Origin of the sequence: Frankia nepalensis (genome assembly GCF_016786325.1) — a bacterium.
GTDB lineage: Bacteria > Actinomycetota > Actinomycetes > Frankiales > Frankiaceae > Pseudofrankia > Pseudofrankia nepalensis.
Window position 1 is genome coordinate 14,816 of record NZ_JADWYU010000251.1, and the last position, 21,031, is coordinate 35,846.

The following is a 21,031-nucleotide window of genomic DNA, read 5'->3' on the forward strand; positions in this document are numbered from 1 at the left end:
CGAGCAGGGCCGGTCGGCTTGGGGCAGAAGGGCCGGTGGAAAGGCTCGACCCATCCGTCGCGCTCATCGGCGCGCGCGGCGCGTGCTCGCCCGCCCTTGCCCGAACCAAGCTCATCCGCGGAAGGGATGACCGATGAGCAGCACGAACACGACCACGCTGGAGCCGGTCAGCGGACCCTTCGTCTGGCGCGGCGACGAGCTGTCCAGGACCGATGAGTGGATCTTCCGGCTGACTGAGGAGCAGATCGCCGAGCTGGAGGAGGCAGGCCGCCGGTTCGTCGCCGACGACCCGGACCTGCGGTTCGTCACCGCCGGGGAGTACCCGCTCCCGGCCTGCGCCGCGGCGATCCAGATCTTCGGCGCCGACATGGACTCCGGCCGTGGCTTCGTGCTGATCCGTGGCCTCCGGATGGACGAGTACGACGACACGCTGGCCGCCGCGATCTTCTACCTCCTCGCGCTGCACCTGGGCGAGCCGATGCGGCAGAACCTGCTCGGCGACGTCCTCGACCACATCGTCGGCGTCTCCGACAAGAAGTACCAGGAGGGCGGTCTGCCGTCGCGGACCCGCGACAAGCTGCCCTTCCACTCCGACAGCTCGGACGCGGTCGCGCTGATGTGCCTGCGCCCGCCGGCCGCCGGCGGCCTGTCCAGCCTGGTCAGCGGCGCGACCGTCTACAACGAGGTGCTCCGCCGCCGTCCCGACCTCGCGCCGCTGATGGCCGAGCCGTGGCACTACGACTGGCGCCGGCAGGACCCGGACGCGCCCGCCGACACCTACACCTCGCCGATCGTCAGCTGGACCCAGGGCACGTTCAGCATGTACGCCGGCGGCGACATGATCGAGTCCGCCCACCGCTACCCGGGCGTCCCGCCGCTCACCGCGGCGCGGCGGGAGCTACTGGCGCTCATCGAGGAGATCACCTACGAGCCCGGCATCGCCCTGGACATGGACTTCCAGCCGGGCGACATCCAGTGGCTGCTGAACTACGCCGCGCTGCACTCGCGGACCGAGTTCGTCAACGGCCCGGACCGGGCGCACCAGCGCCACCTGCTGCGGATCTGGCTGCGCCGCAACGTCGACCGGCCGCTGGTGCCGAAGTTCGGCAAGCACGTCGTCGTTGCCGCGCCCGACGCCCGCCAGACCGGCCCCGGCGACGACACCGGCCGCTTCCGCGTCGCCGAGGCCGCCACCATCCGCGAGCGCTGGGGCGACTAAGGCGGTCCCGTGCCGGACGCTCCGCGCCCGGCACCGGGCACCGCCTTCGGGCGCTGAGCGCCCTCGCCACCTGGCTCCCGGCTCACGCCATATGACAGTGGCTGACCTGGTTCGGGGTCGGTGAGGTGGCTGAGTTGGCACCGCGCTGATGCGCCGTCACTAGTTGTGGCTTGGTTGCGCTCAGGCGCACCGGAGCGAAAGAGGACACATGCCAGTCATTGACCTCGCGGAGCTGACTCCGGCGCAGCGGCAGGGGATCCTGTCGCAGCTGGTAGTACCGCGGCCGATCGCGGTGATCTCGACGATGTCGGCGGATGGTGCCGTCAACGTCGCGCCGTACAGCTACTACATGCCGGTCTGCGGCCTGCCGCCGACCGTCGCGATCACGATGGGCACCCGGCGGGAGGCGACCCCGGCGCCCAAAGACACGTTCGTGAACCTCGCCGCGAGCGGCGAGTTCGTCATCAACGTGGCCACCGCTCCGCTCGCCGAGCACATCGAGACGATCGCCCGGGAGTATCCGGCCGGGGTGAACGAGGCCGCCCTCGTGGGCTGGAAGCTCAAGCCGTCGCGGCGGGTCGCGCCGCCGTCGCTCGCGGACAGCCCGGCCCAGCTGGAGTGCCGGGTCCGGGAGATCATCGACCGGGGCGACCCGGACGAGCCGTTCGCCGGCATCCACCTCGTGCTCGCCGAGGTGGTCTGCGTCGTCGTCGACGACGACCTGCTCGCCGAGCCGAACCGGATCGACCCGACCAAGATCCCCGCTGTCGGCCGGATGGGCTTCCCGTGGTTCGTCGTCGCCCAGCCCGAAGCGATGGTCGAACTGGACCGGATCCCGTATGACCCGGCGGAGAAGATCCCGGACGCGGCGCTCGCCGGCTCCTGAGACGGCGGCAGGTACCTGCTCCCCGGCCCTGGGCCCGGCCCCGGCCCCGGCCCCGGCCCCGGCACCGGCCCCGGCACCGGCGACGGCACCGGCGACGGCACCGGCACTGGCGACGGTCGAGGAGGCCCGGGCGCCGGGAGATCGGGGAGCCGAGACGGCCGAGGAGACCCGAGCGAGTTTGCCCACACTGGCGCCGCGCGCCGTTGCCTGCCGGTGCCTGCGCCGAAAATGCCTGGGAGCAGGGAGTTCGGACGCTCCTGGCCGGCGGGGCGGACCGGCGAGAAGATGTCGGCCATGTAGCGGCCGTGACAGCTAGATGTAACGAAGACGGGGGCGACCGGGGCGCGTCGGAACGGTTGGTGCCCAAGGCACAGGGGGGTGCGGGTCGCCCTTCACTAACCTTCAGGGAACCCCACGACGGACGTGGCGCCACGGCGAGGTTCCGGGGGAAAGGGCTCGGGACCGGCGCTGGCCGTCCGGGCCACGGCACCGTGCCAGCGCATGGCAACCACCGCCGAGAGCACCCTCCGCCGCGACCCATGCGGCGGTACCTGGTCGACGCGGGCGCGCCGCGCCGCGGCGCGCGACAACTTCATCCACCTCCGTGACCTCCAGCGGAGGCGGCCTTACAGCGTCGTAGGCCGCGGCACCCCGAACTCACCGTCTCCTCGCGGAAGGTACGACGTGACTGTCAGGTCTCTTCGCCCGCGCCTGGCCGCCCTGGCCGGGGTCGCGGCGCTGTCTCTGGTGACGGTCGCCGCCTGCGGCGACAACTCGACCACCAACACCGCCGAGCCCGCCGCCGCCGCCAACACGCCGGCCGCGGCGTCCAGCGAGCCGGACGTGAACGGCGACGGCAAGGTCATCATCGGCATCCTCAGCCCCGGTGACACCAACGACAACGGCTACTACGAGAGCTTCGTCGCCTCCGCCAAGACCTTCGCCGAGCAGGAGGGCTGGGAGGTCATCACCCAGGACAAGCTCAACCCGGCCGACGCGGTGACCGCCGCCCGCAACATCTGCCGGCAGAAGGTCGACCTGGTGGCCGTCGGCGCGAGCGAGCTCAAGGACGCCATCCCGGTCGCCGCCGAGGCGGTCTGCGCGAACACCGCCTGGTACGTCGCCGCCGGCCAGGGCGTCGAGCAGACCCCCTTCATCTCCACCTCGCAGGACGACGCCAACGAGAGCCTGCTGGTGTCCGGCTACGCCGCCGGCCTGGTCATGCAGAAGACCGGCGACACGAAGGCCGGCTACGTCACCGGTCCCGAGCTGGACTTCTCGAAGCTCGCGTACAACGCCTTCAAGGCCGGCATCAAGATGGTCGTCCCGGACGCGGAGGTCGTCGCCACCTACACCGGCGACTTCGACGACTCCGCCAAGGGCCAGGAGGCCGCGCTCGCCCAGATCAACCAGGGCGTGAAGATCTTCTACCCGTACCTGGGTGGCGCGACCGACGCCGCCGCCAAGATCGCGACCGAGCACGGCGTTCCGTCGCTCACCCCTGGCACCGACCGGTGCGGCGACCCGTCCGCGGACTTCGCCATCTCGGTGATCTTCAGCCCGGGTGACTACTTCACCGCCGCCCTGAAGAACTTCGCCGAGGGCAAGCTGGAGATGGGCGTCACCCGCAAGTGGAAGATGGGCGTCGACGAGGTCCCGACCGTGAAGGTCTGCGACGACCCGGAGATCCAGACCAAGGTCGACGAGCTCATCGGCAAGATCGGCTCCGGTGAGATCGTCGCGGCCGACGAGGTCGCGAAGCTCGCCGGCTGAGCGGGCGCGGTACCCGGAGATGACCCAGACCCCGCGGCTCACTGATCCGGCGGCCTCCGCCGCGCGTGCCCCGGCCATCGAGCTGCGGGGTATCACCAAGCGGTACGGCCAGGTCGTCGCCTGCGACGGCGTCGACCTGGCCGTCCGGCGCGGCGAGATCCACGGCCTGCTCGGCGAGAACGGCGCCGGCAAGTCGACCCTCATGAAGGTGCTGTCCGGGCTGGTCCGCCCGGACGGCGGCCTGATCCTGCGGGACGGCGAGCCGATCGACGTCGCCGACCCGCACGTCGCCGCCCGCATGGGCGTCGGCATGGTCCACCAGCACTTCAGCCTGATCGGCGCGCTGACCGTCTGGGAGAACGTCATCCTCGGCGACGACTCCCCGGCGGGCCGCCGCCGGGGCGGCCGGCTGAGCCGTGACGCCGCCTGCGCCGAGGTCGTCCGCGTCGGGGAGCGCTACGGCATCCCCGTCGACCCGCTCGCCACCGTCGACTCGCTGTCCGCCGGCGAGCGGCAGCGAGTCGAGATCATCAAGTGCCTCCGCAAGGACCCGGACGTGCTCGTCCTCGACGAGCCGACCTCGGTGCTGTCGATGGCCGAGTCCCGGGAGCTGTTCGCCGTCCTGCGCGGCGCCGTGACCGGCGGTGACGAGGCCAAGGCCGTCGTCCTCATCAGCCACAAGCTGGCGGAGATCCTCGCCGCCACGGACCGGGTCACCGTGCTGCGCCGCGGCCGGGTGGTCGCCCGGCTGGACACCCGGGGCACCGACGCCGCGACCCTGGCCCGGGAGATGGTCGGCCGGGAGGTCTCCCTCGGTGAGGAGGCCGCCGCCCTCGGCCTCACCCCCGTCGCCCCGGCCGCCGACCCGCCCGAGGGCCATCCCGGCGGCGCGCCGGCCGCCGGGGCCGCCCCCGTGCTGGAGCTCGACGGTGTGACGCTGCGGTCGCCGACCGGGGCGACGCCGCTCGACGGCTTCACGCTGTCGGTCAGGCCCGGCGAGATCGTCGGCCTGTACGGCGTCGAGGGCAACGGCCAGTCGGCCCTCGGCGACGTCCTCGCCGGCCTCGCCGTCCCCGACGCCGGCGCGGTCAGGGTCGCGGGCCAGGCCGTCGACCCGCGCCGGCCCGGCGCGCTGCACGCCGCCGGTGTCGGCGTCATCCCCGAGGACCGGCATCGCTCCGGTGTCGTCCTCGACATGAGTGTCGCCGACAACCTGGTGATGACCGACCTTGGCCCGGTCAGCGGCCGGCTGTTCGTCAACCGGCGCCGCCAACGCGCGCACGCGGCCCAGCTCGCCGAACGGTTCGCCATCTCCTGCCCGTCGCTGGACGCGCCGCTGCGCACCCTGTCAGGCGGCAACCAGCAGCGGGTCGTGCTCGCCCGCGAGCTGTCCGCGCAGCCGGCGGTGCTCGTCGCCGCCCAGCCCACCCGGGGCCTGGACGTCGGCGCGATCGAGGGCATGTACGCCGAGCTGCGGGCCGCGGCGGCGGCCGGCGTGGCCGTCCTGCTCGTCTCGACCGAACTCGAGGAGGTCATGGCGTTGTCCCATCGGATCGCGGTGATCTCGGCCGGCCGGATGGTCGGCGAGCTCGCGCCGACGGAGGCCGACGCCGAGCGGCTCGGCCTGCTCGTCGGCGGCGGTGCCGCCGGCCCGCCGGCCCCGTCAGCCCCATCGGCCCCGCCGCCCTCGTCGGCCGCCGCCGCGGGGAGTGCCCGGTGAGCGCCCCCACCCGCCCGGACACCCCCTCCGGCCCCGGCGCCTCCGTCGGCCCCTCGGCCTCCAGCGGCCCCGGCGTCCTCGGCTCCGCGGACCGGGCCGTCCGGGCGCTGCTCGCCCCCACCAGGAACAGCGGCGGGTCGCCGCTCGCGGTCGCCGCGCTCACCGTGGTCACGGTCGCCGCGGCGCTCGGCATCACCGCGCTGCTGGTCGCCGCCGTCGGCGGCGCCCCAGGCAAGGTCTTCTCGTCGATGATCGACGGCAGCGTCGGCAGCTCGTCGTCGCTGTCCCAGACGCTGCTCGAGGCGACCCCGCTGCTGCTCGTCGCCGTCGGCGCCTGCGTCAGCAGCCGCGCCGGCGTGTTCAACATCGGCCAGGAGGGACAGCTGCTGATCGGCGCCGCGGTCGGCGCCTACGTGGGCCTGCGCACCCAGGGGCCGCCGGCGCTGGTGCTGACGATGACGCTGGTCTGCTCGGCGCTCGGCGGCGCGCTGTGGGCCGCGATCCCCGCGGTGATGCGCTACCGGCGCGGCGTCGACGTCGTCGTCAGCACCCTGCTCATGATCTTCCTGGCCGAGCAGCTGGTCAGCTTCGTCGTCAGCCAGCCCGCGCTGCTGCAGGAGACCCGGGTGGCCGGGCAGGTGGTCGCGCCGCAGTCCGACGCGCTCGCGCCGTCGTTCCGGCTGCCGATGATCGGCGACTACCCGGGCTTCACCCTCGGCGCCGGCGCCATCATCGCGCTCGCCCTGGCGGTCGTCGTCTCGCTGCTGCTCAGCCGGAGCCGGTGGGGCTTCAAGGTCCGGATGCTCGGCCACAACCCGCTCGCCGCCCGGCACGCCGGGGTCCGCGAGGCCACCTTCGGCGGCGTGGCGCTGGCCATCTCCGGCGCGTTCTCCGGCCTCGCCGGCGGCGTCGTGCTCACCGGCGAGGTGTACCGGCTGCAGCCCGGGATGTCGGACAACTACGGCTGGGACGGCCTGCTCGTCGCCCTCGTCGCCCGCGACAAGCCGATCGCCGCCGTCATCACCGCGCTGCTGTTCGGCGCGCTGCGGTCCGGCGGCGGCGTGCTCGCCTCCACCGGCGTCCCCGCGTACCTGATCGACATCACCCAGGCGCTGCTGGTCTTCGCCTTCGTGCTGCCGCCGGCGCTGCTCGCCCTGTGGCGGGCCGCGGCGGGCCGCCGTCGCCAGGCCGCCGTCGCCCGCGCGGCCGTCGCGGGCGCCGCCGCGTGAGCCGCGCCGCCGCCGGCCTGGCCGGTGATTCCGTGGAAGGAGCGTTCGCGTGATCCTGGACGACGGCTCGACCATCCTGTCCAGCGCGATCCGGCTCGCGGCGCCGCTGGCGTTCGCCGCCTGCGGCGAGTACCTGGCCGAACGGGCCGGCACGATGAACATCTCCATCGAGGGGATGATGATCACCGGCGCGTTCACCGCGATCGCGACGTCGTCGGCCACTGGCTCGGCCTCGCTCGGCCTGCTGATCGGCGCGGTCGCCGGCCTGCTCGTCGGGCTCGTCCACGGCAACGCGTCGCACCGGCTCGCCGTGAACACGTTCGTCGTCGGCCTGACCCTGAACGTGCTCGCCCTCGGCGCGACGAGCTTCTTCCACGAGAGCTCGGAACTGACCGGCCACCAGGTCACCCAGGTCAGCATCCCGGTGCTGCGGGACATCCCGCTCGTCGGCGAACCGCTGTTCGTCCAGCGCTGGCCCGTCTACCTGCTGATCGTGTTCATCCCGCTGACCTGGTACCTGGTCGAGCGGACCCGGTGGGGCCTGGAGCTGCGGGCCGTCGGCGAGAACCCGCAGGGCGCCGACGTCACCGGTATCCGGGTCAACGTGCGCCGGCGCCAGGCGCTGCTGTGGTGCGGGCTGTTCTCCGGGCTCGGCGGCGCGCACCTGGCCGTCGGCGCGGTCGGCTCCTTCAACGACAACATGACGGCTGGTCGTGGCTACCTCGTCATCGCCGCCGTCATCTTCGGCGCCTGGCGCCTGCGGGGCACGATGGTCGGCGTCGCGGTGTTCGGCTTCGCCGACGCGCTGCGGCTGGCGCTGCCGGCCGTCGGGCTGCGGCTCAACAGCCAGCTGCTGATCGCCGCGCCCTACCTGCTGGCCCTGGCCGCGATGGTCGCCTTCGTCCGCCGCACCCGCCAGCCCGCCGCCCTCGGAAAACCGTTCACCCGCGGCATCGTCTAGAAGACCCGACCGGCGGAGGCCGACGGCCGGGCATCGCCTCCGGTACCCGCGCGTCAGGGCCGATGGTCGACCACACGATGTCGACCATCGGCCCCGACTCAGGCGGTGTCACGCATCAGGCATCGGCGAACCGACTGCCTGACGGAGTCAGACGCACCTCGCCGACACCCAGGCGGACGTGCCGGAGTTGTTGATCGCCCTCACCTGGAAGCACTGCTTGACGAACGCGCTGACGGGCTTCGCGAGGAAGCTCGTCTTGTTCGCGCCCACCGTCACCAGCTGGCCGGTGGTGACATTCTTGATCTGGTAACCGGACTCGTTGGTCGCGTTATCGGCCCACGTCACGCGAATGCTCGTGTTCGTGTCCCTCCTGGCGGTCACATGCGACGGCGCCGCCGGCTTGCTCGCGTTGGGGTCGATGACCGTGTAGGACGCGGTCAGCCTGGTGCGGTCCGTCAGGTCCGTGAAGATGATCTTATACGTGCCGGGCTTGGGTTTCGGTTTCAGCGTCACCTTGAGGGCGGCGTTACCGTTCAGCCCGACCAGCACGGGCAGCGACTGCTGGACGATGTCTCCCGATGCCTGGATGAGGTGCAGGAACTGGCCGTTGGTCACGGTCGCCGTCACGCTTTGCCGCGTGGGGGGCCCTGAGCTCGGATTGAGGAAGACGGCGCTCGCCGGTTTGAAGCCGGCGGTGACCGTCACCAGGCCGGCCCCGAGGACGGCGGTGACTACCGACAACGCGATCCTGCGCGCGAGAACCACGGTGTTCTCCCTTCGGCGGGCGGTGCTGAACCTTTCCAGCGCGCGCGATCCGGTGGTTCCGGCTCTTCGGCGGCGATGGGAAAGGCTTGGCGCATGGCCGGGCAGCCTCCTTCGTCGGAGGGCTGACACCCGGCCGGGCATGAAAAGGTTGATCTCGTCGCCCTGGGTGGGGCGAACGAGGACCGGACAGCCGCCCGTCTGGCGGGCAGTCGCCCTATCCGGCGGTCGCTTTATCCGGGCGGTCGTTTTCCGGGGGTGGTCGGGGGAGCGGAGCGAATTCGGCCACGGAGCGCCGACAGATTTCTCCTCGCACGGAGGTCACGCTCCTCAATGGCTCCAGGCGAGCGGCACGCGGGTCTATTACCCCGTGACTGTGCCCACGCATCGGCCGGGCGCTGAGGAGTCGCCGACGCGGGTCGAACTGCCCGCCCCCCTGGACCATGGGCCGGTGTCCGGAGGCTTCCAGGTCTGGCCCCTTCGACCAGACTGAGGCGCTCCGACGTCGCCATAGCGCCGATTCACCCCGGCGCCGGTCGTTTTACAGCCCTACCCGTCTTTGGGCAGGATCGGCCCCGCGCGGACTCGTGGGCGACGACGTCGCGCTGGAGCGGTGCCCGGTGCGGACGTCAGGCGCTGGACTCGGAGCCGCGGCGGGCGTCGCGCATGGAGCGGGCGTCGTGGCCGGCGAGCGAGTCCTTGCCCACCTCGGCGTTGTGGGCGTGGGCGAGGTGGTGCAGGCCGAAGACGGCATCCATCCCGGTCTGCAGGCCCATGAGATCCTCGGCCTGGTTCACCGCCTTCTTGGTGAGCGCCAGTCCCAGGCGAGGCATCGTCGCGATCCGCTCGGCGATCGAGGTGACCTCCGTCGCCAGCTCGGCACGCGGCACCACTCGGTTGACCATGCCGAGGTCGAGGGCGCGGCGGGCGTCGACCCGCTCGCCCAGGAACAGGAACTCCTTGGCCGCCCGCGGCCCCATCACCCACGGATGGGCGAAGTACTCGACGCCCGGGATGCCCATCCGCACCACTGGGTCGGCGAAGAAGGCGTCGTCGGAGGCCACGATCAGATCGCAGACCCAGGCGAGCATCAGGCCACCGGCGATGCAGGCGCCCTGCACCTGGGCGATCGTCGGCTTCGGCAGCTCCCGCCACCGCCGGCACATTCCCAGGTAGACCTCCTGCTCCCGGGCGAACCGGCTCTCCGCGCCGAGCTGGCCGACGTGGTCCCACCACAGGCCCGCGCGCCGGTCGAAGCTCTGGTCGATGTCCCGTCCGGGGGTGCCGATGTCGTGGCCGGCGCTGAAGTGCTTGCCGGCGCCCGCCAGGATCACCACCTTCACGTCGGGGTCGGCCGCCGCTCGGTAGAAGGCATCGTCCAGTGCGTAGGTCATCTTCGAGTTCTGCGCGTTGCGGTACTCCGGCCGGTTCATCGTGACCCGCGCGACCGACCCGTTGACCTCGTACAGCACGACCGCCGGCTCGGCGACCGTGACGGCGGCGGCCTCCCGGGCCGGACCCGGCGTGTCCGGCACGTCCGCCGCGCCCGCCGCGTCCGGCCCGGGAGAAGCAGCGGCGTCCTCGGCAGCGGTCCGCGTGGCCGGGCCGGGCTCCCCCCGCGGGCCTCGGGCGCCGATGCTCGCGACCCGGGTGGCATCGGCGGCCTGGGCCAGCGCCGTGGTGTCGGTGACCGTGGCGACGGGCGGAAGGTCGGGCGTCGTCGGCCGGAAGGTCCGCTCGGTCATCGCGCCGCTCCTTCAAGATGCGTGGTCCTGCTCAGATGATCAGTGTCGTGCATGGGGTCGTCGCCGTCCGTGGAATGCCGATGCCCGCCCGTCACGCGTCGACCGGGTCTGGCAGACCGAGCGAGGCGGCGAGGCGGGCGCGGTGCCAGTGTGGGTCGCCGAAGGCGGCGATGAGCGCCCAGGCCGGCTTCGCGAACAGATGGAGGTCGTACTCGGTGGTGTAGCCGATCGCCCCGTGGCACTGGATCGACGCGCGGGCGGCGAGCCGGGCCGCGTCGCCAGCCAGCACCTTCGCGACGCTCGCCGCGTCCCGGGCATCCCCCACGGCGGCGTCCCTCGCCGTGTCCGTCGCCGTCGCTGTGCCCGCTTCCGTGGTCGTGCCCGTCTCGGCGGCCTCGGGGGAGTGGGCCGCCCGCCAGCCGGCGGCGAGCACCGCCGGGCGGGCGAACTCCACGGCGAGGTGCGCGCCGGCGAGCGCGTGCTTGACCGCCTGGAAACTGCCGACCGGAACGCCGAACTGCGCGCGGTTCCTGGTGTACTCGACCGTCAGCGCCAGCATCCGGGCCGCGAGCCCGACGAGCACCGCTCCCGTCCCGACCGCCGCCCGCCACCACGCGGCTTCGGTCTCGGCCGGATCCGCCGTCAGCAGGGTGCCCGTGCCCGGGGCCGGCGGAGCCGCGAGCCGGGCGAGCGCCCGCGCGCCGTCGACCGTCGCGACCGGTTCGAGCGCCAGCTCGCCGGCCCCGAACGCGCGTAGGCCCAGGCCCGGCAGCACCACCAGGTCGGCGTGCCGCCCGTAAGGGATCAGCGTGTCGCCCCCGGCGGTGACGGTGCCGACGGCGACGAGCGCGCGGCCGGCGAGCACGTCGGGCAGCGCCGGATGGCCCGCGGCCGCGAGCAGCGGCGCGGCGTGGACGATCGTCTCGACCGCGGGGACCGGCAGGCCGACGTACCCGACCCGCTCCAACAGCGGGACGACCTGGCCGAGGTCCAGCCCCAGGCCGCCGGCGTCCTCGGCGACCAGCGCCCCCACGGCGCCGAGGTCCGCGAGGGTCGCCCACACCTTGCGCACCTGCTCCAGCCCGGCGGTGGCCGGCGCGTCCCCGCGGCTCGCGGGCCAGGCGGCGCGGATCAGGGCGGGCGTCGCCTCGGCGTCGAGCATCGCGCCCGCCGCCTCCAGCAGCGCCAGCGCCTCGGCGTCCAGTTCGAAGTCCATCCCGGCTCCCGGTCCCTGGCTCCCGGCCGTCGTCGTGCTGGCCGTCCTCGTGCGGGCGGCGTCGTGCTGGCCGGCGTATGCCGGGGCCGAGGCGGCGGCTGGCACCGACCGCCGCGTGGCGCGCCGCCGCGCCAGAACTCTAGCAAGCGCTTGGTTGGCTCACCACCGATCCAGGAGGCAGCCGGGCAGGTCGGTGCGGCCGGTGGTCAGGCCGCCGGAACCGAGCCGGCGCGAACCACGCCGACGAACAGCTGTAGGGGCGGCCCGCGCGGTGGCCGTCAAGCGCCGCGCGGGGCCGGTGCGGGCCGGCGGCGGGACGCCTGGCGGGTAGCCGTCAGCTCTGGCCGAGGACGCCGCGCAGGAAGCCGATGGCCTGGCTGATGGCGCCCTGGGCGGCGCGGGTGCCGCGCAGCGCGTTGAGCATCACGAAGTCGTGGATGATGCCCTGGTAGCGGACCGCGGTGACCGGGACGCCCGCCTCGCGCAGCTTGGCGGCGTACGCCTCGCCCTCGTCCCGCAGCACGTCGGCCTCGCCCGTGATGACCAGCGCGGGCGGCAGCCCGGTGAGGTCCTCGGTCGTGGCGCGCAGCGGCGACGCGGTGATCTCGGCGCGCGCGGCCGGGTCGGTCGTGTACTGGTCCCAGAACCACTCCATGGCGTCCCGGCGCAGGTAGTAGCCGGTCGCGAACCGTTGGTAGGAGCCCGTGTCGAAGCTGGCGTCGGTGACCGGGTAGAACAGCACCTGTCCGGCCAGCCGGACGTCGCCGCGCCGCTTGGCGCTCAGGGCCAGCGAGGCGGCCATGTTGCCGCCGACCGAGTCGCCGGCGACGGCCAGCCGGGTCCCGTCCAGGCCGTGCTCGGCGCCCTGCTCCGCCACCCAGCGGGCCGCCGCGTAGTTCTGCTCGATCGCGGTCGGGTAGCGGGCCTCGGGCGACAGGCTGTAGTCGGGAAAGACCACGGCGGCCCCGACCCCCTTGGCGATCTCACGGGCGAGCCGGTCGTGGGTGTGGTTGTTGCCGAACACCCAGCCGGCGCCGTGGATGTAGAGGACCACGGGCAGCGGCCCGGAGGCGCCCTCCGGCCGGAAGATCGTGACCGCTGGTTCGGTGAGCGTCTCCTTGGTGGTGCCCGGAACCTCGATCTCGGGACTCTGTATCTGGTCGACGGTCCTACGGCCGTCGGCTGGGCCGAGATCGACCAGGAACGGCGGGTTGGCGGTGGCCTCGACGAACTCCTGGGCCGCCGCCTCAAGAACCAACTTGCTCATCGCGAGTGCCTCCCATCACGGGCAATACGGCACGAAACGGACCCCGCGTCGCGCGTTGGCCTGACAGCGGCGCGTTGGCATGACGATGCCCGCTTCGATGACGATGCCCGCTTCGCCGCGCGCCCGAATCCTTGACGGCCCTTGGTCTTCGCGGAGGCCACTCGGCCGGCTCGCCCGCTTCAGGACCGCGACAGGGAACGGCGCGGTGGGGCGGTCAGGCGCGGGGGAGGCCGAGGAGGCGCTCGGCGACGACGTTGCGCTGGATCTCGTTCGTGCCGGCGTAGATCGGGCCGGACAGGGAGAACAGGAAGCCCCTGCTCCACGGGCCGTCGAGCTCGGCACCCGCGCCGAGCAGGTCCATCGCGGTCTCGTGGATGCGGACGTCCATCTCGGACCAGAACAGCTTGTTCAGGCTGGACGCCGGGCCGGGCTGGCGGCCGTTGCGCAGGCCGCTGACCTGGTGCAGCGTGAACAACTGGTAGGCCTGCGCGTCGACGTAGGCCTGCACGACGCGGTCTCGCAACGCGGCCGGGACGCCGCCGGGGCTGGAACGGGCCAGTTCGATGAGGCGGTTGGCGGTGGCCAGGAAACGGCCCGGCGGGCGCAGGGTAAGGCCGCGCTCGGAGCCTGTGGTCGCCATCGCGACCTGCCAGCCCTTGCCGACGCCGCCGAGCACGTCGGAGTCCGGGACGAACACGTCGTCGAAGAACACCTCGGCGAAGCCCTCGTCGCCGTCGAGCCGCTCGAAGCCGCGGACCGTCACTCCCGGTGCGTCCAGCGGCACGAGGAAGTAGGTCAGCCCACGGTGACGGCCGGCGGCCGGGTCGGTCCGGAACAGGCCGAACAAGTGTGTGCAGAACGCTCCGCGCGTGGTCCACGTCTTCTGGCCCGAGAGCCGCCAGCCACCGCGTTCATCGTCGCGGACGCCGGTGCTGCGCAGGCTGGCGAGATCGCTGCCCGCGCCCGGCTCGGACCAGCCCTGTGCCCAGGTGTCCAGCCCGGCGGCCATCCGGGGCAGGATCCGGTCCTGTTGCTCCTGGGTGCCGAACTCGAAGACGGTCGGGGCGAGCAGGAAGATCCCGTTCTGGGTGACGCGCTGCGGGGCGCCCGCGCGCGCGTACTCCTCCTCGAAGACCAGCCACTGCCACAGGCTGGCCGCGCGCCCGCCGTAGCGCTCCGGCCAGGAGACGACCGCCCAGCGGGCGGCGAAAAGCCTGCGTTCCCAGTCCAGATGGGCGGCGAAGCCCTCGCGGGTGTCCCCGGAGGGGAGCGGCGCGGTCGGGACGTTCGCCGTCAGCCACGCCCTCGCCTCGGCCCGGAACGCCTCGTCCTGCGCTGACCAGGTCAGGTCCATCAGGCGCCGCCCCCGCCGTTGCCGTCCGCGCCGCCGTCCTGCTCGCTCTTCTCGACCTTGGGATCGCCCTTGGCCTCGCCGCTGTCGGCCCTGGGGGGCACGGTGCCGAAGCCCGCCCGGACCTCGTCCGCGATCCCGGCCAGGTTGAGCTCGAACGTGAAACCCTGCTCGTAGCGGTAGCTGCGCTTGACGTCCCACGGGTCGATGCCGTTGAACGCCTCCTTCGCCATCCGGATCACCCGCGGGTCCTTCGCGGCGATCTCGGCGGCGAGCGCCCGGGCGGTGTCGCGCAGCCTCTCGCGCGGGACGACGGAATGCACCGAGCCGAAGGCGCGCAGGTCGGCCGCGGTCGCGGTCGCGGAGGTGTACATCATCGCCCGGGCCTTCAGCTGCGGGACGAGCCGGGAAAGATGGGTAGCGGCCCCGAGCGCGCCCCGGTCGACCTCGGGGAGACCGAACGTGGCGTCCTCGCTCGCGACGATCACGTCCGCGTTGCCGACCAGCCCGATCCCGCCACCCAGGCAGAACCCGTGCACCGCGGCGATCACCGGCACCGCGCAGTCGTAGACGGCGGCGAACGCGGCGAAACAGCCCCGGTTCGCGCCGATGAGCGCCTCATGGCCGGCGTCGCGCTGGATCTCCTTGATGTCCACGCCCGCGTTGAACCCTCGGCCCTCGGCCCGCAGCACCACCACCCGGACGGCCGGGTTCGCCCCGGCGGCGCGCAACTCGTCGGCGAGCGCGAACCACCCGGCGACCGGCAGCGCGTTGACCGGCGGGTAGTCGACGACGATCTCGGCGATCCCCGCGTCGTCCACCACCGTCGTGATCATTCCACCTCCCGGGAGCGGGCCGCCCAGCCGAGCCAGCACTCTAACAAGCGCTTGGTTGGCGAACCAGCGATGCCGTCACGTCGTCCGTCCACATCCTGGTCGTCGCGGGACGGGCCATGACCACCTCGGCCGGTCATGGCGGTCGCGAACCGGTGTCCGACCGTGACCGCGACATATTCCTGACATTTACGCCCGCGCGTCGGCGCGCGGCGTTCCGGACCCGGCACATCCGATCGGCCGCCGGCTCGCCGGTACGCATGAGCCGGGTATAGCGAACAATTCGGGCGGGCCGCTCGGCTCGCTGAATTCGTGATGGTGTGGCCAGCACGCATGTCGACATGTCGACTGCATGCCGGCCGACACGCCATGTCGCCGGGCTGACCACGCGAAACGGCATTGTCGGTGCCGACCGTCCGCACAATTGGTCCACCACCAACAGCGGAGGGGTCTGGCCATGTCGACGCGGCACAATGTTCCCGGCGGTACCCGCGGGGGCCGCCGCGCCTTCTCGGAGAACGCCCGGCCCCGGCAGTCATCGACGGGAGACCTCGGCCGGGCCGGGGCTGGCCGTGCCGTGCGTGGGCTGATGGTCAGCGCCCTGGTCGCGGCCCCGATCGTGGTCCTGACTGCCCTGCCCGCGCGCGCCGATGGCACCGACGACCTCTTCTCCGAGCAGAGCTTCGACGTTCAGGTGGATCTCGGCGGAATACCGCGGCTCGATCTGGACGACTTCGGCCAGATGGTGGGGGACGCCGTGGCCGGCCTCCTGCCCGCCCCCGCCCCGCCTGCTCCCGCGCCCGCCGCTGGCACCGGCGGCGGCGTCCCGGCGGGTGGCGGCGTCGCGCGGAACGCGCCCGCGCCGCCCGGCCCGCCCGCGCCCGGCCCCGCCGACGCCGCCGCGACGACCACCGCGCCGAGCCCGGACGTTCAGACGCCTCCGGCCACGGCGGCCATCCCGTCGCCCGGCCGCGCCGTCGCCGATGCCCCGCCGGGGGACGTCCCGGCGACGGGTGGCACGCCGGCCGTCGCGGCGCCGCCCGGGGCCGGCGTCGGCGAGGCCGAGCCACCCGCGAGGGCGGGCGTCCAGCTGATCTCCTCCTCCGACAGCGCCGCCATCCTGGCCCTCGATGTCCTGGCCGCCCTCCTGGCTGGCGCCGCCCTCCTCGGCGGCCCCGCCGCCGTCGTCCTGTCCCGCCGCCGCGTCGAGTAACCGGCGCTCCCGAGGCCCCACGGCTGGCGGGTGTCAACGCGGTCCCTCACGGCGTGCCGAGGCTCGACGTCAACCCGAATCCGGGTGCGCTGGGCGTGCCGCGATCCTTTGCGAGGGCGATGAGGACTGCGCCCGACGCCGCTGGTCCGCGGCTTCCCGCTCGGGCTGGTGGTCCGCGTTGCCGGGGCGCGCCGGCGTGAGGGCGTCCTCGCGGGCGAGGAACTGGAGGATCGCCTCCCGGTCAGGACCAGGGGCGCGCCGCCGGGTGGACGCGGTGCCGGGGCGCCGCTCGGAGCGGTCCGGCCCGGACGACGGCGGGCCGGGCAGGGGCAGGACGCCGTCCAGAACGAGCTGACCTGGCTGGCTGTCGCCCTCCCAGGTGCCGTCGGGGTGCTGGATGAACAACTCCGCGCCCAGAACAGCGAGACGGGACGGACCGGCGGTCCGTGACGCGAGGCCGTCCGACAGGGAGGCAGGGCCCCGCGGGCTGGGGGACGCCGCGGACGACAGCGGGTCATACGTCGGGTCGACGGCCGCCCAGCTGGCCTGGAGGCGGTCGGCGGCGGCGCGGATGCGGGTGAGGCTGACGCCGGCCCGGCGCAACGCGGCGATCGTGCGGGCCTGGGCCAGCTCGGTCGGGCCGGGGCGCAGCAGTCCGGACCGACGCCAGTAGGCGATCTGACGCTCGGTGGTGAGGGCCCGCCTGGCCGAGCCGGCGCGCCGTTGACCCTGACGCCCGCTGCCGCGGGCAGCCCGAGGAGTCCCGGCGAGTGGCTCGCCGGACCTCGGGAGCGACGGCCCACCCGTCATACGGCGCACTGTACGTCCGCCCGGGCCGCTGACCGGCCCGGTTGGGCGGTCGGGGAGGACCAGTCGCCCGTCGCGCGTCCGAGGGCGGACGACCGTTGGAACGACCGCCGCGGGCCGAGCGGCCTTCCTGCCGGCCAGTACCGGCGGCCTGGCCGGGTGACCAGTGACCGGTGCCCGCCCGGCGACCACCGGTCGCCGGCCGCTCGGCCAGCCAGGGACCGGTCGCCCGGCCAGGGACCGGTCGCCCGGCCAGGGACCGGTCGCCCGGCCAGTGACCGGTCGCCCGGCCAGTGACCGGTCGCCCAACCGGTGACCGGCTCTCGCGGGCCCGAGCGGACGGCGAGGACCTGGTCGCTCTCGGCCGGCACGCGCCCTATGCGCGTCGTGACCTGTGGGCGAGCGGCGGTCACGACCAGGCCGAGGCCACGGCGGTCATGGCGCGGCGCTTTCCTGTATTTCCCCGGGCGAATCGTGCGAGAATCCCGGTCATGCTACGGGGGGTTCTTTTCGATCTTGACGACACGCTTGTCGACCAACGCTCGGCGGCGGACGCGGCGGTAGTCGCGTGGGCGGCCGAAAACGGCATTACCGACGACCAGCTCGTCCAGCGGTGGACGATCATTTCGGAAAACCATTACGCCCGCTACCAGTGCCGGGAGATCACTTTCATCGAGCAGCGTCGCGCCCGCGTGCGCGAATTCCTCTCGCGCGCGGTGCCGGACGACGAGGCGGACACCCTCTTCAAGGGATACCTCACCCGCTACGAGGCCGGCTGGACGACCTTCGACGACGCCGTTCCCGCGCTTCGACGCGCCCGCGCGGCCGGTCTGACGGTCGCGATCCTCACGAACGGGGACGAGGACCAGCAACGGCTCAAGCTCAGCCGGCTCGGTCTGAACGACGAGATCGACCTCCTCATCGCGTCGTCCATGCTCCCCATGGGAAAACCCGACCCGCTCGCGTTCGGCAGCGCCCTCGACCTCCTCGGCACGGCGGCGGAGGAGGTCCTCATGGTCGGCGACTCGCTGGAAAAGGACGTCCTCGGCGCGGTCAACGTGGGTATCGAAGCGGTCCTGGTCGACCGTGCGGACGCCCATCCGACGGTCGACGTCCCGAGAATCAGCACCCTCCACGAACTGGCCTTCTGAGAGCGGGACCACGACCGCGGCTTCGGGTCATAGCCGGCGGTCCGCGCGCATTCCCGATGAGTCGCGTGGGCTCGTCGGTGGTGGTTCTGCCTGAGCGGCGGGGTAGGCCCGCGGTGTGGTGGTGCTGGAGGTGGCCGATGAACTGCGGCCGCTGGTGTACGCGTCGCGGCGGCGGGGGCGTGCGGACGGGCTGGTTGTCGGGCCGCCGGATGACCCAGACGCCACGGTGGGACATGTCGTGCAGTCGGTGGGGGTGCCGCTGACCGAGGTCGGCGCGCTGCGTCGGGGTGACGGCGAGCGGGTGGACGTGTCGTACCGCCCGGCCGCGAACGAGACCGTGCGCGTCGAGCCGCGGGCCCGGCCGCAACCACTGGAGCTGGCGCGGTTCGTGCTCGACGTCCACCTGGGCGCGCTGGCGCGCCGGCTGCGGCTGCTCGGCCTCGACGTGGCCTACCGCAACGACGCCGCCGACGACGAACTGCTCGCCCAGGCGATCCGGGAAAGCCGGGTGCTGCTGACCCGGGACCGGGGCCTGCTGTGCCGACGCGCCCTGCCGCGCGGCGCGTACGTCCGCGGGCAGCGGCCGGACGAGCAGACGCGCGACGTCCTCGATCGGTTCGCGCCGCCCCTGGCGCCGTTCACCCGCTGCGTCGCCTGCGGCGCCGAGCTGCGGGCAGTGCCGCGCGAGCAGGTCCTCGACGAGCTGGAGCCGGGCACCCGGCGGACGGCGACGCGGTTCACCCGGTGCTCCGGCTGCGGCCGGGTCTACTGGCGCGGCGCGCACGCCGAGCGCCTCGACGCCCTCGTGGCTACCGCCCTGGCACCGAGCCCAGGACAGCCACGACCGCCCCAGCCGCCACCGCCCAACCGGCGTTGAATCGTGCGGGAGTGGTTTGGGGCGCGTCTGGCGGGAACATGCCGAAAAGCGCCCTTTTCGATCGGGACGTGGCGGCTGGCCGACGGCCGCGGCTCCTGACGGCGGACCGCGGTCCCGGTGGTGGGCGTGGGACATGCCGCTTCACGGCTCTGGTCCCCGGCAGGGACACCGGCCCGGTGTCAATCGCTCCGTCCCAGAGCGCGCCGGGCCGGTGTCCCCACCGGAGCCACCGCGGCGATCCAGGGGCGGCGACCAGAGGTGGAAGGTGGCGCCAGGTGGCCGGTCGGTCTCTGTCCGAGAGGGCTCCGCCCGTAAGGTGGGGGCGTGGAGAAGCCTCAGATCGACTTCGTGGACCCGACGCCGCCAACCGGCCTGGTCGTCAAGGACATCACCGAGGGGAGCGGCCCGGAGGCCGTCGCGGGCCGGACCGTGTCGGTCCACTACGTCGGGGTCGCCCACAGCTCGCGCAAGGAGTTCGACGCCTCGTACAACCGGGGCGAGCCGTTCCGGTTCCGGCTGGGCGCCGGGCAGGTCATCGCGGGCTGGGACCAGGGGGTGCAGGGCATGAAGGTCGGCGGCCGGCGCCAGCTGGTCATCCCGCCGCACCTCGGCTACGGCACGCGCGGCGCCGGTCGCGACATCAAGCCCAACGAGACCCTGATCTTCGTCGTCGACCTGCTCGGCGTCAGCTGACCCCGTCCGCCCGATACAACCACCTCCGCTCCGGCGAGCCGGTGGCTTCCGCGCCCACCGCGCGCGAAGCCGTCGGCTCGACGGCTTTGTGTCTGCTTCTCCAGCCCGGCGCGATCGCCGCGAGACCTGACCTACCCGGCCATTACCGCCTTCGCGTGGTGAATGGTCCCGATCCCAACGGACCGAGGACGCGGTCGGGCGGACAACGGCCCTCGAGGTGGCTCCGGTAGCACCGATCACCCCGTGGCGGCGAGCAGGGCGGCGACGTGGGCAGCCGTGACGTGGGAGGCGGCGCCGGCGGTGCCCACCGCGCAGCCGGCCACGACAACGGCGTGTTCCGCCGCCGCGTCGGCGTCGCCGGCGGCGAGCCAGTAGTGCAGGAAGCCCGCGAACAGGGCGTCGCCGGCGCCGGTGGTGTCGATGACACCGTGAGGGGCGACAGCCGGGATGCGGCGGGCGGGGCGGTCGCGGGTGGCGAGCAGGACACCGTCGGCTCCCAGGCCGACGACGACGATCCGGGCGGGGAATCGGTCCAACACGGCGCGGGCGACGTCGGCCGGGGCGGTGCCGAGGCGTTCGGCGGAGCAGAACACGATGTCGGCGGCTTTCAGCCACGGCTGGCTGTAGGGGTCGTCGGGGTCGGTGATGGTCTGCAGGTCGACGGCGACCGGCACGCCGGCGGCCTGGGCGACGGGCAGCAGGGGGCGAGCGAAACCGACCGTTGTCAGGACGGCGAGGCGAGCACCGGCGAGCAGCTCGGCGAACGACGACGGCGGGTACTCGGCGTCGGGAACGTCCTTGAGGTCGGTGTGGATCTGACGGGCGCCGTGGGGATCCACGAGGACGACGGAGGACGGGGTGCCGGAGCTGGGAAGCACCGCGCCGCCGGGCAGGCCGACGCGGTCGAGCTCGGCGCGGACGAGGGCACCGGCCGGGTCGCCGCCGACGAACGTCGCCAGCACGGCCGGCGAGCCCAGCGCGCGCAGCGTCCGCGCGACGTTCAGCCCCACGCCGGCCGCCTCCAGCCGCAACCCGTGCGGCAGATACCGCACCGGTTCGTAGACAACCGGAAACCCCGCCACCGGCACCGTCTGCTGCACGTTCGCCACCCCGGCGACGACCACCGTCCCCGTCATGAGCGCAATACTTCCGGACTTCCGGGCCGGCGCGGCGCGAGCGGGCCACTGGCCCGTGGCATGCCGGGCTGAAGATCACCGCCTGTACGCGAGATCGGCGGGCGAGGCGCCAGGTCCCAGCGCCGCGTGAGATCCGCGAGAAGCGTCGTAGGACTGCCAGGACGGGCGGCTGGAGAGAGCTGTCGCCTCGGC

General features: G+C 73.4%; 18 protein-coding genes. 10 read left to right on the plus strand and 8 right to left on the minus strand.

The window, feature by feature from the left end:
• Positions 1–133 precede the first annotated feature (133 nt).
• The 6 genes from I6A81_RS39210 to I6A81_RS39235 all read left to right on the plus strand — a co-directional run bounded on the left by I6A81_RS39210 (position 134) and on the right by I6A81_RS39235 (position 7,788).
• Positions 134–1,219, plus strand: a complete 1,086-nt coding sequence (locus I6A81_RS39210; RefSeq protein ID WP_203002171.1) for a TauD/TfdA family dioxygenase — start codon at positions 134–136, stop codon at positions 1,217–1,219.
• A 208-nt stretch (positions 1,220–1,427) separates the two neighbouring features.
• The gene (locus tag I6A81_RS39215) at positions 1,428–2,105 is read left to right on the plus strand and encodes a flavin reductase family protein (RefSeq protein WP_203002170.1); all 678 of its coding nucleotides are present in this window, start codon (positions 1,428–1,430) and stop codon (positions 2,103–2,105) included.
• Between the two features lie 684 nt (positions 2,106–2,789).
• Positions 2,790–3,878, plus strand: a complete 1,089-nt coding sequence (locus I6A81_RS39220) for a BMP family ABC transporter substrate-binding protein (RefSeq protein WP_203002169.1) — start codon at positions 2,790–2,792, stop codon at positions 3,876–3,878.
• 19 nt (positions 3,879–3,897) lie between these two features.
• Positions 3,898–5,598, plus strand: coding sequence for an ABC transporter ATP-binding protein (locus tag I6A81_RS39225; RefSeq protein WP_203002168.1), 1,701 nt, complete (start codon positions 3,898–3,900; stop codon positions 5,596–5,598).
• A complete protein-coding gene (locus I6A81_RS39230) occupies positions 5,595–6,827 on the plus strand; it encodes an ABC transporter permease (RefSeq protein WP_203002167.1) in 1,233 nt (410 codons plus the stop codon). Before I6A81_RS39225 ends, I6A81_RS39230 begins: the two co-directional genes overlap by 4 nt.
• A gap of 49 nt (positions 6,828–6,876) precedes the next feature.
• The gene (locus I6A81_RS39235; protein ID WP_203002166.1) at positions 6,877–7,788 is read left to right on the plus strand and encodes an ABC transporter permease; all 912 of its coding nucleotides are present in this window, start codon (positions 6,877–6,879) and stop codon (positions 7,786–7,788) included.
• A 147-nt stretch (positions 7,789–7,935) separates the two neighbouring features.
• Here I6A81_RS39235 and I6A81_RS39240 read toward each other — a convergent pair whose 3' ends face one another.
• The 6 genes from I6A81_RS39240 to I6A81_RS39265 form a co-directional block, all read right to left on the minus strand.
• Complete coding sequence (locus I6A81_RS39240; RefSeq protein ID WP_203002165.1) at positions 7,936–8,694, minus strand: fibronectin type III domain-containing protein; 759 nt, start codon at positions 8,692–8,694, stop codon at positions 7,936–7,938.
• 485 nt (positions 8,695–9,179) lie between these two features.
• The gene (locus I6A81_RS39245; RefSeq protein ID WP_203002185.1) at positions 9,180–10,022 is read right to left on the minus strand and encodes an enoyl-CoA hydratase; all 843 of its coding nucleotides are present in this window, start codon (positions 10,020–10,022) and stop codon (positions 9,180–9,182) included.
• Positions 10,023–10,386: 364 nt separating this feature from the next.
• On the minus strand, positions 10,387–11,511 hold the full coding sequence (locus I6A81_RS39250; RefSeq protein WP_203002164.1) for an acyl-CoA dehydrogenase: 1,125 nt from the start codon (positions 11,509–11,511) through the stop codon (positions 10,387–10,389).
• Between the two features lie 334 nt (positions 11,512–11,845).
• On the minus strand, positions 11,846–12,778 hold the full coding sequence (locus tag I6A81_RS39255; protein WP_203002163.1) for an alpha/beta hydrolase: 933 nt from the start codon (positions 12,776–12,778) through the stop codon (positions 11,846–11,848).
• 214 nt (positions 12,779–12,992) lie between these two features.
• Positions 12,993–14,132 carry an acyl-CoA dehydrogenase family protein gene (locus I6A81_RS39260; protein ID WP_203002162.1) on the minus strand — a complete coding sequence of 380 codons (1,140 nt, stop codon included), beginning with the start codon at positions 14,130–14,132 and terminating at the stop codon, positions 12,993–12,995.
• Positions 14,132–14,965 carry an enoyl-CoA hydratase family protein gene (locus I6A81_RS39265; protein ID WP_238428767.1) on the minus strand — a complete coding sequence of 278 codons (834 nt, stop codon included), beginning with the start codon at positions 14,963–14,965 and terminating at the stop codon, positions 14,132–14,134. Before I6A81_RS39265 ends, I6A81_RS39260 begins: the two co-directional genes overlap by 1 nt.
• A gap of 454 nt (positions 14,966–15,419) precedes the next feature.
• On the opposite strand from I6A81_RS39265, the gene I6A81_RS39270 reads away from it, so the two are divergent.
• Positions 15,420–16,175 (plus strand): hypothetical protein, encoded by a 756-nt coding sequence (locus I6A81_RS39270; protein WP_203002161.1) that lies wholly within the window; start codon positions 15,420–15,422, stop codon positions 16,173–16,175.
• Between the two features lie 69 nt (positions 16,176–16,244).
• Here I6A81_RS39270 and I6A81_RS39275 read toward each other — a convergent pair whose 3' ends face one another.
• Entirely contained in the window at positions 16,245–16,985 is a 741-nt protein-coding gene (locus I6A81_RS39275; RefSeq protein WP_203002160.1) for a MerR family transcriptional regulator, read from the minus strand.
• A 434-nt stretch (positions 16,986–17,419) separates the two neighbouring features.
• Here I6A81_RS39275 and I6A81_RS39280 point away from each other — a divergent pair, with 434 nt between their 5' ends.
• The 3 genes from I6A81_RS39280 (at position 17,420) to I6A81_RS39290 (ending at position 19,703) form a co-directional block, all read left to right on the plus strand.
• Positions 17,420–18,133: an HAD family hydrolase gene (locus tag I6A81_RS39280; RefSeq protein ID WP_238428766.1), complete on the plus strand. Its 714-nt coding sequence runs from the start codon at positions 17,420–17,422 to the stop codon at positions 18,131–18,133.
• A 115-nt stretch (positions 18,134–18,248) separates the two neighbouring features.
• Positions 18,249–19,010, plus strand: a complete 762-nt coding sequence (locus tag I6A81_RS39285; RefSeq protein ID WP_203002159.1) for a Mut7-C RNAse domain-containing protein — start codon at positions 18,249–18,251, stop codon at positions 19,008–19,010.
• Positions 19,011–19,334: 324 nt separating this feature from the next.
• Complete coding sequence (locus I6A81_RS39290; RefSeq protein ID WP_203002158.1) at positions 19,335–19,703, plus strand: FKBP-type peptidyl-prolyl cis-trans isomerase; 369 nt, start codon at positions 19,335–19,337, stop codon at positions 19,701–19,703.
• 236 nt (positions 19,704–19,939) lie between these two features.
• On the opposite strand, the gene I6A81_RS39295 is transcribed toward I6A81_RS39290, so the two are convergent.
• Positions 19,940–20,839, minus strand: coding sequence for a carbohydrate kinase family protein (locus I6A81_RS39295; RefSeq protein ID WP_203002157.1), 900 nt, complete (start codon positions 20,837–20,839; stop codon positions 19,940–19,942).
• Between the last annotated feature and the right edge of the window lie 192 nt (positions 20,840–21,031).